This is a genomic window from Paenibacillus favisporus, from assembly GCF_040545415.1.
Lineage (GTDB): Bacteria > Bacillota > Bacilli > Paenibacillales > Paenibacillaceae > Paenibacillus_AQ > Paenibacillus_AQ favisporus.
In genome coordinates this window covers 268,629-282,600 of the sequence record NZ_JBEPLV010000004.1, presented here as the reverse complement: position 1 = coordinate 282,600, position 13,972 = coordinate 268,629, and the positions used below count along the sequence as shown (strand labels likewise).

Below are 13,972 nucleotides of genomic sequence, written 5' to 3'. Positions count from 1 at the left end.
CCTTCTGTTCTCATGGTCTGCCTTCCCGGCTTCCCTTACAGCATAACGAACGGATGTTGCGAACTTATGAAGGGACTTTACGCTTTTCGTGATATTTACCGATTCCAGGCAAGAAGAGATCATCACCATGAACAATGGCAAAAAAGAGCCCTCCGCCACCGCTGTGGCAAAGGGCTTGGCTGTAAAACTCCTTATATTCTCGGCACTGGTTAATCCGTATGTCGGCTCTTTATTTCTGAGAAATCTGATCGGTCGTATCGCCCGTTTCCTGATCCGTGTTTCCTTGCCCAGGATTTACGGTCAAGACAAACGATCCGCCGGCCGCGTTGACTTTTTCAATCTGGCTAATGTCCAGCTTTTTGCCCAGCTTCACGGTTACAGTGCTGGTGTATTCGTCCGTCAACGTATTACCGGAACCGGTCGTACCTGTAGTTTCCGCTGTTCCTGCACTGTCCGTTACTCCCCCGGTGTCACCGTTACTGGTGTCTCCGCTGCCTGAAGCTGTACCGTCTTTACCGCCGGCAGTGCCAGTCGATGCATCATCCGATGGATCGGCAGCCTTGTCGGACGACTGACCCGCGTCCGCTCCCCCACCGTTCGAGTCCGTTCCCGCCGTTCCATCCGCAGCGTTCGTCTTCCCGCTGGAAGCCCCGCCGGTATCCGCCTGTCCGTCCTTCGTGGTATCCGTATCGGTCCCGCCAGGCGTTTCGCCGGTCTCGCCGCCTTCCGTCGCATCCGTGCCTGACGTTCCTGCCGAATCGGAGGTCTGCCCGTCGGTTGCCTTGCCGCCTGCCGTATCTCCGGACGTGGAATCCGTTCCCCCGGCCGAATCTGCCGCGCACTGGCTGACCGTCTGCGGATCAATCGCCTCAAACAGGATGTTACCGTCCTTGTCCAGGACGGTCACTTCGCCGGCTTTGAAGTTCCGGCAGGCTTCCGGCTGCTTGAAGTGGAAAGTAAGCTCAGTTAGTTCCCCTTGCTCCCCATCCTTGACCTGCTCCGCCGTAAGCAGCGGAATTTCCGTTGCCGTCTCCGTCGCCGGAGGCTGGGAAGCGACCGGCGATTTCGTAACGTCTACCGGGTCCGCCTTCCGGTCAAAGGCACCGTTCGCCTGCAGCGTCAGCATCGTAACACCTGCCGCAATCACGATGACCAGCAGCACTGAGCTGAGCATGATCGGCTTGCGGTTGTTTCTAAAAAACTTCATCCACGATGGCGCAAGTTCTGACCGTGCCCGGGCGTAGGCCGGCTGAAGCGCCGGCGGAGCGGAGTCAAAGTATCTTTTCACCTTGTCTTTGTTCCGGAACGCGCCCGGGTCATTTCTTTTCATAAACGACACGATCGCCGCGGCATACGCGGGCACCAGGCCGCGCGGACGCACAAACAACGGCTGGTCCGCAGACCACTGGATGTACTCATACACCGTCTCCGGGCTGTCTCCGTGTTTATACACGAAATCCAGCAGGGATCCGTAATCCACCGCGCCGGTCTCCACGTCCTGACAGAAGGCTAGAGTAATCCACTCGAACACCTCCGGCTTCACTTCCCGCTGCAGCCAGCCACGGCCGATATACTGCACCTGATCCCGCTCGGCAAAGGACAATCCGTCCAGCACGTCCTCCCTTTTCGGATGGTCGGTACCGAACCATTGATAGAGCGCCAGCATGACGTTCGCTTTGGAGCGGATGCGGGCATCGAATCGGGATACCCACGATCTTAATTCCTTCGCCTCCCGCAGAAATCCAATATCCAACAGTTGCTCTCTCGAAAGACGTTCCAAATCCAGATCCTTCAGCAAAAAGAGATTGGCCGCATACACCAGCCGGTCGACAAACCGCGACCCGCCTTCGATTTGGCCCAGTCCGCGGCCCGGATCCCGCTCGAGATCGTCCAACTGGTCCATCACCGCATTCACGGCGCGGACCGGATCGGACTCCCGGCCCAGCTTGTCCATCAGCTGCGTTTCCGCAAGCTTAGTGAACACCGCGTTCTCCAGCACGATCGGGTGATTCTGCACCCAGGCGCCGGCGAGCTCGACCAGATCGCTGGCTGTCGCTGCCTGTTTCAGCCTGTTTTCTATGTACGGCTCGAACAGCAGGGCGGGCAGCCCCGGGCTGCTCAGCACACGGGCGAAGAAGGTACGGCTCAAGGCCGGTGTACTCTCCAGCATGCCGTACGCGGCTTGCGCAATATCCTCACGCTGCTGCGACAGCGCATTGTTGATCGTACGGATGAAATACTCCACGATGCGCAGGCCAAAATTTTTGCCGTCGACGGCATAGTAGTCCTTGATGCTTTCGATGATGTCCGTACCTGGCACTTCGCCCAGCTTCACCCGATCCAGCTCTTTGTCAAAACGCGTCAAGAACAGCTGATTCAGCCGGGCTTTGGCATAAATTGCCCCAGGTGTGGACAGATAATCAAGGATGCAGCGCAGCACCGTGCCAGGTTGCGCCGTATACAGCTCTTCCCGCCCCTGATCGATCTGGTACAGCACGCAAAGCTCATGGTAGCCCGCAACCGAAATCCGTCGGATCGGCTCCATGCCCTCCATCATTTGGTCGGCAAAAGCATAAAAATCCTCCAACCGTTCCGGATTCCGCAGATTCGCCCAGGCAAAATCCAGGTACGGCTGCTTGGACCAGTCCAAGTCCACATTGATGACACGGCCCGCAGCCAGCTCAAACAAATAATCCTTCTCTACGCTGCGGTCACCGAGGCGCAGGCCTCCTTTTTCCACGAAGTTCAGGTGGATGCCCTTTTTGCTCTGCGGCTCTTTGGCATACGTCAGAAAACCGAGCTCGCTACGCAGCGCGTAAGGCAGGCTGCCATAAAGCACATGCAGCAGTTCGCGCGCCTTGATGGACAACTGCTCCACCGGAACGTCCAGGACGATGTATACCTTCTTTTTACCCGATACCGACGACATGGCTGCAAACAGCAGCTGTTTAAACACCTTCTCGTCAATATGCAGCTCCTCCAGGAGCGCCATGACCTCGGTCGCCGCCAAATTCTGCCCGTCTTTCGCCACTGGCAAATCCCCCAGTTCGGGGAGGTCCGGGCCCAGCTCAATGTCATAATGATCGGTAAACTGGGCGTTCAGGAGCCTGCGGTAATCTGTGCCCGTCTGCTCCATCCAGCCCGGTGGGAGTACATAGTTATGGGTAAAAAAGGCGCTTCGCAGCCCTGTAAAATCCGCCGGCTGGTACACGCTGCGCCCCAAAACCGTTTCTCCGGTCTCGGTCCGAAACAGATGCAGGGCGTCCGGATAAGCGGCTGCTTCCTTCTCGCTCCGAGCGGTCAGCTCCGCTGGGGCGTCGTATTGGCAGAACGGATGCAGCACCTTTTTAATAAAGCCATGCTCCAGCCCCAGCGATCTGGCGATCGTATCAAACCCTTCGGTAGAGCGGAAAATCCCGCGCCGTTCGCGGGTATACATTTGCTGCTGAACCTTTTTGGGAGTGAAATCAGGCACTAGTCTTCTCTCCCCTCGATGTATTTCAGCTTGTACAGCAGCCAGATAAAGGGCTCATCCACCCGGATCGGGCTGACCACGCTCTGCAGCTTCTGCCCCACCGGATTGCTGCCCAGCGCAGACACCGCGAAATAAGCCGTATTGGAAAAGTACACGTCCATCGTCCCCTTAAACGGCCGGTCGACCTTTTCGATGAAGCGGCGGATTTCTCCGTCGATATTTTCGAACTCAGTCAGATTCAAATATTTGCGGTGCACCATGTTGTTAAAAATGTTGCTGTTCGGCTTCACGTACTCGCCGTCCTCGTCCTTCAACGAGTGGAGCATGTCGCTCTTGGTCAGCACCACCGCTGTCGGTATGTCGGTTTTGCCCTTGTCCTCGTAGGCGATAAAGTCGCCGAACAGAGTCAGCACCACGTCCCGCGGCTCGTCGTACTGCGACACCCATTCGCCCGGCTGGTCACCTAAATTCAGGCGGATCTTCTCGCGGATCGAGCGGATCTGCAGCGGATCGATCATGAACAGGATGCCCGCGGAGTTTTTGATGTGCTGCCCGTGCAGGCCGAGATAATCCTCGTCGACCATGCCCTCGCCGGCCACATCGAAGAACACCAGCGTGAGGGGCGGCTTGGTCTCGTCCTTGAACACGAATTGGAAAATAAACGGCTCCTGCATCTTCTCCTTCTGCGTGGAAGCGAGCAGGTCTCCGCGTTCAAACAGCGGTTCCTCGTACATCGTGCGGAACTTGCGGCTGATCTCCGCATTCAGCGGCATGCAGGCCGCGTTGAAATGGTCCGCCGTCATATGTTGAAGCGTATGGATCAGCGAGGTCATATACACCGACTTGCCGACCTGCGAGGCGCCGATGATCGAGATGATATTGCTCGGCACTTTGCCCGCCGTTACCGGAAGTTCGTTATGGCACTTCGGGCACAGCCGTCTGCGCGTGACCACCCCGTAGCGGTCGTTCAGCCCGATCAGTACGTGATCGGAGTAGATCTGATGCTCCTCGGGAATGTCCCGCGGATAGAGAATCGCCTCCATGTCGTACACCGAATCCAGGCCGAAGCGTTCCCGGTAGCGGTTCAGCTCCTCATCCTCCCGGAGCGCGTAATCCTCATCGTCTTCCCGATGGTGGGCAGCGCGGAACACGACCTCCTCCGGCGAAAATTTGCTGAAGCAGTACGGACATACGATATCGTAAAACAATGGCCGGGGCTCCGGCTCCGGCTTCCTCTTGAACCTGTCAAAAATGCCCATGATGCTCTCGTTCCCCCTTTCCCGTACTTCTATGTTCAATAGCTGGCTCGAAGAGCCGCTAGTAATCTCATTGTGAGCTGGCTCGTAAGAGCCGCTGATGCCTTATCGTAAGCTGGCTCAAAGAGCCGTTGATGACTTTTCGTGAGCTGACTCGAAGAGGCGCTGATGACCTTTCGTGAGCTGACTCGAAGAGGCGCTGATATCTATCGTTTTGCGGAAGCAAAACATCGAGAATATCTTCCTCGAGCCGTGGCAGAGAAGCCAAAGCCCGCTCCGATGCCGGATCATTCTTCCGATCGCTGTTGCCTCCAAATTTCCTGATTTGATTAACCCTATTAAAGGTTGAAATTCCGAGGCAAAGGCGACCGCTGCCGCTTCTCCAGAATGATTCCGTCCTCTCCGCTGGGTCATCTCCGGAAGCATTTTTATCTCTGGGCATCACTCTGCTTTAGCCCTATGGAGTTCTGTTACTTTGGCATTCAGCCGTTCAGGCTACCCTGCCCTTAACGCTATGATGGTCCAGGTTGCAAATTCTTATCTCTGATCATTAAGTTCCAAGCCCTAATCTTTAAGCTCACTCTTAAGCTCTAAGTTCTTTCCCTCTATGCTGTTATTCTCTAAGCACTTCTCTCAAAGCACTTCACCCAAAGCACTGCTCCCTTAATGTATACTTCCTGCTAATCTATTCGTTCTGGTCATCTTCTCGTTCTTCTAAGCTATTTGTTCTTCTAATCTATTTGTTCCGCAAGCCCAACCTTTAATCCTACCTCGAACCCTCAAACTCCATTCTGCAGCTTTACAGGTCGATTCCGCAAGCTTGCGTACTTTTAGCCTGTATTATTTCGCCTCTCAAAGCTAGCATTTCGCCTTTGAATCCAATTCCGTTCACTCTAACCCTTAATTTCACTAGTTTAATAGTTCATATGTTTAATCTCTATATTTTATCGCACATTCCTGCCTAAAGGCAGCCGATACGACCTGCCCCGGGTCCCGTGGCTGCTCATACAGCCATCTTCGAGCTATCCAGCTTCTGCCTTCTCCTCTGAATCTGCCCACAATGCTCCCAGCCAAGCGAACATAGAGCACCCTGAGTCCGCCAACAAACTCTCCCTGCCATGTCGATATGGAGCATCCTGAGTCCACCCACAAATCGCCCCCTGCCAAGCGGAATATATGGACCGGAGAGTTTACGTGCTTCCTTTGAAATCGTGTTATTCCCTTCCAATCTCATCAAAATAACACGATTTCAACAGAAGCCGAAGGGGCATATATGGAGCGACCCAACAGATGCCGCAGGGGCATATATGGAGCGACCCTAGCGTCCCTGCACCAACTCGAAGAGCTGCCCGTACTTCTTCCCGTCCGTAAAAAACAGGCGCACGTAGTCGTTTTTGCCCACCTCGATGGCGGGCAGCACGTTTTTCCCCGCCGCGAAATCCATGACGAACGGATACACCGTTCCGTCTTCCTTGTGGGCGGGGTAGCTTCCCTGCTTCTTGACATAGCAGAGCGCTTCCTTCGGGATCGGGACCTCGGTCGTCACCCGGATCTCCACGGTCTTGAACTTCTGCAGCCATCCGCCCTTCTCGCGGATGGAGACGGTCACGCGGGCTTTGCCTGTGCTGAAGACGGCACGATTGGCCCCGTCAGGCTGGCGGAACAGGACGGCATCGCCTTGTTCCGTTACCGAAGCATAGACGGTGTAGATGACGCGTCCGACGCCCTCGATCCGGTCGTGATAACCGTTGTTCGCTTTGTATTCGTTTCGGGTATACAGCCTCAGCTTGTCGGAAGGCGAATCGGACGGAGCCGAAGCTCCGCCCTCTCCCGCGTCCCCCGCAAGAATCTCAAAAGCCCTGCCGATGTACACGGCCTGAATCCCCTCCGGCCACTGCCAACGGAGGGTACAGCGGTCCTCGTCCAGCTGGTGGGACAAGCCGCGAATGACCGGGTCGCCCGGCTGTGCATCGATAAACCGCATAGGTCATGCGCCTCCCTGCTTAGAATCCTCTGCTCGTGTTGTCTTTCTGGCGCTGGTCGAAGCCGGACTGCGTCCGTCCGGCCTGGCCCGGGCGCTGAAGACCGGCCGCCAGCTTGCCGTTCTCCTTCACCGGAATGACGCCGGTGAACAAGGCGAGCACGCCGGCCAGGATCAGGCACGACATTAGGCGGACCATCTCGTCGCCGACGGTGTGGCCCGACAGGCCGAATTCGAGCACGGCTCCGGCGATCAGGCCGGACACCACGCCGCCAATACCAAAGCTGCGGGCCAAATACCGGTTGTCGAAGATCAGGCCGAGGGACAAGCCGATCGCCCCGCCGATGATGGCGATGAAAGCGATGTGCAGCATCCGGTAATAGACGCTGTCCTGCGTTGGGCCGGTCCGCTCGGTCAGAAGCGTCCGGTCGCCTACGTCTTCATAGATTTGCTGGAAGACCGGCGACAGGTCGCCCGCATTGGACACGTCGTAATACTGCCCGCCCGTCTCCCGGGCAATATCCTGCAGCAGCTGCGCCCCATCCGCCTGAACCAGGCTGAGCCCGATCGTGTTAACGGCGATTTGGCGCTGCTTGTACGCCGCGAGAGCGCTGTTCAGGTCGACATCGCTGATGCCGTCCGACAGCAGGATAACCATCGTGTTCCGGCTGGCGTCATTCGTTTCCTCGATATGCTTCATCGTATCCGCCAGCGCCAGGCTGATGTTCGTTCCCCCGTCGGTTGCTTCAAGCCCGTCAATTTCGGAGATGACCTTATTTTTCGCATCCTTATTTTTGACCTTCATAAACGGCTGCAGCAGGGTCGTCTGGTCGTTAAAGACCATCACCGCCACCCGGTTGTCACTGTCCATCCGGTTGATCAGGTTTTTGGCTGCCGTGTAGCGGTCATTGTCCGGGTCCGTCTCCCCCATGCTTCCGGAGTTGTCGATGACCAGAGCAATGTCCTTGACCGGCTTCGCATGGCCGGGGTTGATTTCATAGACGAACTCCAAAACCAATCCCAGCACGAAGACCAGCACCAGTGTGGCTGGCACGAGCAGTTTCCAGGAAGTCCCCATATACCGCTGTCTCCAGGACGGCCCATTCAGGCGTGGTGACATTATCTCCGCGATCAGGCACCCGGTGCCGATGCAGAGAGCCAGTATTCCCAAATATAATCCAATAGCCACGATTCGCGGAAGATCGCTGCCCCACACGTGCAGCACGACCTCTCCGATGACGTAGCCGGCCGCGCCGCCAATCAGGCTGAGGAGCAGCAGAAGCAGATTGATTTTACGCTGCATGATACCATGCTTCCTTTCTTAAGTGGCGCCCGGGCCCTTACCGCAGCTCCGGCAGCTGCCCGGGGTCCACACCGTGAAATTCGTAGCCGTTCTGGACGTACGTCTCATAATAGGCTTTGCCGTTGCGGTAATACATCAAGTCCTCCAGATGGAATCCGCCCATCAGGTTCAGCTTCTCGACGCCGCTGCTGCGCTTCTCATGCACGACCCCGAGCTTGTAGATGCGCGAGGTCTCGTCTGCCCCTAGGGCATACCGGACGAATTCGCTGCTGGCATCGCCAAAGAAATACTTTTCCTCATAGCGGTGCTCCTGCGTGTAGTCGAACAGCCGCACGTTAATGACCGCATGCTCCTCAAGGGTTCGGTACAGCATCTTGAACAGGTCTTCCTTCGACAGCACCTGCTTGTTGCTGTAATCGATCGTTACGTTGGCCCGGCGCAGCAATTCATCCTCAAAGGTCTGATCAAAAGGCTCCGCCGTCAGCAAATCACGCTCCACGACAGCAATGAGCCTCTCCAGCAGTCTGTCGGTCCCTGCAGCTGACAATGCGGACAGGTTCCCGACATAACGGTCCTCGAAAAAGATAAACGGCCCCCTCTTCGCCTCCAGGTCGCGCATGATGTCTTTGGTCACGAGTCCGTAATACTCCATAATGTTCTGCCCGATATAATCGTCGGCAGCCCGGATGCTCTGCTGCGCGGAGGCATGCAGCTCACCCTCCAGCTGTTCCAGCCGCTGCGCCTGCCGTTTATAGTGGCCGTGCAGACGCTCCAGCTCCGCTTCGTAGCGGCGGTACAGCTTCAGCTCGGTCTCCAGGAGCAGCAATTCCAGCTTGCGCTGATAGATGGTCTCCAGAAAATAGCGGATAAAGCTCCGCACATTATGCTTGTCCATCAGCGGCCGTTTTGGAAAAGGCAGGTTCCCCACCTGCTCGCCGTAATACCGGTCGAGCTCGGCCCGGTCAGCCTCCAGCTGGCCGGCCATATCGCGGATCCGGGCCCGCAGCGCCTCCAGCACACCGCCTGCCCCGTCTTTCTCGCCAGTCCATGCCGCAATGTGGAACACGCTGATCTCCGGATGTTCCGCCATCTGCTGCCGGATGACGGAATCCAGCTCTTCCGCCCCGTCCAGGCGGCCCAGCGCTTCGCTTGCCTCCTGCTCGTAGTTGGCTTGGAAATACCGCCGGCATCCGTCACCAAACAGCGCCTCCTCCGCTTCGCGTACGGACATGCCTTTCAGCGAAGCGAAGCCGACCGGCCGGGTCATCATGCCGTTCATTTCCTCGATCCGGCTGCCGTCCGGCACCACATGGTCCGCACGCGACGAAACCGCCGCCGGATCCAGCCCGAAGAACGCCAGGCGTTCCTTGATGCCGAGCTCCCTTCCGGTCTTCATCCGCAGCAGCAGCTGGCTGTAGAAATGGTACAGCACCGTCAGCGCGATCGGCTGGTTCGGCCGCTTGACCCGGGAGAAACCGGCAGAGACATAGCCCTGACGGCCGGACTCGGTCATGATGTTGTTTTTAAAGGAGGTATTGTTATAGCTTCCTGCCTGACCGTCGACCTGATGTTCCTTCTGCTTGCGGTTCTTCAGCAGGCCGAGGTGGCAGATGATCTCATAGTTGTCCTGCATGCCGCCAGGATCGGCGATGCCGCGCTCGTTTTTGTCCGACAGCACGTACACCAGATCGAAGAGCGGCGAAGCCGGATGCGTCACCGGGATGGACAGTCCATCCTCCGTTACGTGCAGCGGCGCGGAGAACGTGTACTCGGGGCGCTGCATCATGTCGAGCTCCCGCAGAAAAGCCATCCCCGCCGAGCTGGCGTATCCGAACGACTCCAGCTGCTCCCGTTCGCTGATCAGCGCGTACAGGTCCATCTGAACCGACTTGAAGGACTGGCTAAAGATCGACTGGGCCAGCAGCGAAATTTCCGGTATGAACACATTAAGCGGGTCGTCGACCCGCGTAATGACAGAGAGATGGATCCGGTCGAACGAGGAATACATCCGGCCGTAGCCCGCAATATGAGACTCTAGCCGGCGGATCGCTTTATTGAGCTCGAACAACTGCTTTTCATTCCGGTAGAACGCCCGGTGCAGCTCTTTGCGTATCGTTTTGGGATCACCCGGCACAGCGGAATCGTCCAACAGAAACCGGCTCAGCAAGGAGCCCCCGTCTTCGGAGCGCACCTCGCCGAACCCGTACCCTTTGGCTTCAAACCTTTCATTCGCATGACTTCCCCTGGAGGCCATGGACGCCAAAGTGCCGTGGGTTTCGTCTGAAACGGCACCTCCCCGGTCGTTGCCCGACGCCGTGCCGACATTAAAATACGTCACTCCGGCGCTGTTATCCCACTTTTGCCGGTGGATCTTCATGATCGGGCCGATGGCGTCCGCCGTCTTGTCGCCGATAAACAGAAGCACCGCCGGGTAATGGATGCTGCTCTGGTCGTCTCCCTTACCCGTCAGGCTCTCCTGGGCCGCGGCATAGCTGGATGCAAACCGCTCTAAAATGCCGTTCATCGCTTACTTCAGCCTTCTGCGGATATCGTTCAGCTTGGAAGAAATCTGTCTGTAGAACTGATAGCGGTCTTCCCCGTCCGCCAGCTCCACCTTCTCGTATTCGAGTCGGTCACGGGCTTCCAGGAAGGTCGCCGACAGCTCCTCCAGCTTGGTGAGCAGCGGGGTGATATCCTCCGAAGCGGTCAGCTCGGCATCCCGGCGGGACGATTTGCGCAGCAGGGTACTGCGGCTTTTCTCATCCAGCCCGCGGAAATGCTTGAACACTTCGTATTCGACGTAATTGACGCTTTTCAGCAGATTGGCGAACGGCTGCCACGCTTCTTCTTCCGGGTCGCGGTCGTAGACGTACAAGGCGCCCTTCTTGCATATCGTGCCGGTGTACATCGCCTCGATAAACTGGTCCAGCCATTTCTCCTCATCCTGGTGCTGGCTGATGATGTCTTCCAGCTCGGCAGCCTTGGCGGCAATGGCTGTATATTTGGCCAATTCGGCCCGCACCCGAGTGATAAGCTCCGGCGAACGGATCAGGTTCTCCTTGGCCAGCTCCTCATTGATCGAGCCAAAGATATCCTTCGATCCTTCCCGCTCTAATCCCTCACTCAAGTAACGCTTCAGCTCGGTCAGCGCCCGCTTCACTTCGCCAAGGTTCGGCTTGGCGGCATTCAGCTGCATGTCGTACGCGCGCAGCGCAGACTCCACGTCAAACGGCTTCGTAAACACCACCGCGTAGCGGTTGCTGGTGTTCTGGTCGGCATCCTTCAGCTGAACCACCTTCAGCTGAAGTGCTTGGTCGAATTCAGTGCGGACACGGGCATTGTAGCTCTGCACCCGCGTGTTTACGTAGGTCTCGCCCCACGATTTTTCCGGAATCGGCGAAGGCAGGTACGTCCAGTTCACACGATCGGTCTGCACCAGGTGGCGGCCGATGCCTTCTTTGTCCAGAATCGTGCGTTCGTAGCTTTCTTCGTACACCTTAAGCGGCGTATACACAAACAGCGGCACGCCATTTTTCGTGTTCAGCCAGAAGATCCGGTTCTTCACTTCGCTCTCTTTGACGGTAAAATGCGATTTGCCCACCGAATTGTTCTGATAATTGCGGATCCCCTTGAGGATGCTCGGCGCCTGCACCGGCACGGAGACAAAGCCCCAGGACGGGAAGTACAGATTGCCTGCGCTGTTGCTCAAGTGGAAGACCGGCACGGCCTCTTCGTCCAGCTTGCTGGCGATGTTCCGCTCCACAAACTTCTCGATCGACTCCTCCTGCCCGAACTTCATGATCAGGAAGTCTTCCATCGAGCGGGTAATGAGGTCGCCGAACTTGTCGGTCAGAAACTCCGAAATGGAGCTGACCACGTCGATCTCCTGCTCGCGAATCCAGCGATTGGAATGGTCCAACAGCTCCTGCGCAAAGTCGCGGATCAGATCGTCAACATCCTTCTGCTCCATCATGCGGTTAATGACCTTCGAGATGTCGGGCACGCTGACCAGATTCCAGTAGTAGGTTTTGTTGCCCTTGTGATCCTGCTGCTCTTCCCCATTCAGGAGAATGTCTCCGTTTTTGGCGAAAATGGAGTTCAGCGCGTTCAAAATTTCGGTATATACGTTATAAATGCGGTTGTTTTCCTTGTTCAGCAGATCGTACAGATCCTCGTAGAACTCGATCATCTGCTCGGTACGCTCTACATCCGCCATCAGCCAGTATTCGTTGATCTTGGCCTCGATGTAGACGTTTTTCTTCTTTTCTTTGGATACGAAGGCGCTCTTTGCATCGCCCAGACGCTCATCCGCCTGCTCCCGGGCCACCTCGATGTCCCGCGGAATGCGGGTCAGGTTCTCGCGCAGCGTCTCAATATAGGAGAGCAGCATTTTGAGCAAGCTGAATCCCTTCTCCGTGTAGATCAGGCGGGACACGTAGAACGGCCCTTGCTGCGGGTGCAGGAACATGCGGCGGATCTGGTCGCTGAACTGCGCCACGATTTCCCCCGGCAGCTGCTTCTTCGCCTTGATATATTCCTCACGGGCCCGTGCCAGGAAATTTTGCTCCAGCTCGGTGTCCATGTTGATGACCTGATTTTTAACAACGTTCGTGTAGCTCAAGCGCTCGCTGTTCTGATAGCCGGGCAGCGGCTCCGGCACGCGCGATTCAAACGTCTTCACCATCGTGTCGAGATCGACGCCGAGCTTGCGGGCGAACTTCTCCACGTCTTCCTGATTCGGCGCTTTTTCGAACATCGTCTCCATTTTGCCGAACAGGCGGTACGCCAGGAACGTCGTCATTTCCTCAATCGGAAGCACGGCCGACGAGGCGCCGATGATGTTGTAATCGTAGTTGGCCGGATACGCCTTGTTCATTTGGGCGATGTTCGTGCGGATGTTGCTGATATAGTCGTGAATGGCGAATTCTTCGCCCGATTGCTTTTCCTCGCTCGCCATGAAGTTCGTAATGTTCTCGGCGGTGACGTTCATGCAGTAATCGTAAGCATTTTCCAGCAGCTTGCCTTCCGTGTTGGTCGCCGAAATCAGATGACACAGGTTAAATGGCGGGAGCGGCGAGTTGACGGTCAAAATGTTGCCGTACTGCTGTTTGAACCGCTCCCCGCGCGCATCCACGTTCATCCAGTAGTCGAGCTCTTTGAGGGCTGCATAACCGTTCTTCTTGATGTACTCACGCGTATGTTCACTAAGGCTCTTGTTCGCCAGGTTAATATCCGGCGTGAACAGATAACCGAGCGTGTTGACCCGGTCGATCCCGGCGGAGCCATGATCGCGCTCGATAATGCCGCGGACGATATAGGCGATGTCCAGGAAGCAGCCGCTTCCGGTACCGCCGGAGAGGCCCGTCAGCAGGAACACCATCAGCTTCTTGTTGGTGCCTACGGACAGCGTCTTGATCTTCTTGTCGATGGCCTGCACGACCTGGTTGATCTTCGTGAAGAGCAGCAAACGTCCCGCCTGGCGGACGCCCGCCGCGCCGTTCATGCCGTCGGTGATGCTGAGCTCGGGCGACAGCCAGTCCGTAATGTACGGCTCCAAAATGCTGCGGTTCTGCAGCAGTCCGCCGATCTCGGCGTTCGACAGCAGCACGAATTCGTTGATCGGATCCAGGCCCACGCCTTTGTAGCGCTTGTTCCGGTCCTGCTCGTTCGTTTCAAAGGCCAGGAACTCGACGTTGTCCGGCTTGTCCATTTTCTTCTTGGAGAGCGGATCTTCAGGCAGCTTAAAGCGCCGGTTGATCTGGTATTTCAGACGCAGCAGCGCATCGATGCCGGTGCCTCCGAGGCCGATGATCAGTATCGGGTTGTCAATCGTGTCCACCCGGATTTTTTCGCTGACGATACCGCCTCCCAGCGACACGTCCAGCTGCTGTATATGTTCTCTAACGACCGGTTTCATAGATTCCCCTCCTGGAAAAGGTGTACGGATATGAATAAAT

The 13,972-nt window shown here is 56.7% G+C and carries 6 protein-coding genes; all 6 read right to left on the bottom strand.

What is annotated here, in order from left to right:
- Positions 1-229: 229 nt before the first annotated feature.
- On the bottom strand, positions 230-3,475 hold the full coding sequence (locus tag ABID47_RS19135) for a GAP1-N2 domain-containing protein (protein ID WP_354499123.1): 3,246 nt from the start codon (positions 3,473-3,475) through the stop codon (positions 230-232).
- A complete protein-coding gene (locus ABID47_RS19130) occupies positions 3,475-4,734 on the bottom strand; it encodes a hypothetical protein (RefSeq protein WP_076172999.1) in 1,260 nt (419 codons plus the stop codon). Before ABID47_RS19130 ends, ABID47_RS19135 begins: the two co-directional genes overlap by 1 nt.
- A 1,315-nt stretch (positions 4,735-6,049) precedes the next feature.
- A complete protein-coding gene (locus ABID47_RS19125; protein WP_354499121.1) occupies positions 6,050-6,715 on the bottom strand; it encodes a beta-mannanase in 666 nt (221 codons plus the stop codon).
- A 19-nt stretch (positions 6,716-6,734) separates the two neighbouring features.
- Positions 6,735-8,015, bottom strand: coding sequence for a vWA domain-containing protein (locus tag ABID47_RS19120; RefSeq protein WP_354499119.1), 1,281 nt, complete (start codon positions 8,013-8,015; stop codon positions 6,735-6,737).
- A gap of 37 nt (positions 8,016-8,052) precedes the next feature.
- Entirely contained in the window at positions 8,053-10,539 is a 2,487-nt protein-coding gene (locus ABID47_RS19115) for a transcription initiation factor TFIID (RefSeq protein ID WP_354499117.1), read from the bottom strand.
- 3 nt (positions 10,540-10,542) lie between these two features.
- On the bottom strand, positions 10,543-13,932 hold the full coding sequence (locus tag ABID47_RS19110; RefSeq protein ID WP_354499115.1) for a tubulin-like doman-containing protein: 3,390 nt from the start codon (positions 13,930-13,932) through the stop codon (positions 10,543-10,545).
- Between the last annotated feature and the right edge of the window lie 40 nt (positions 13,933-13,972).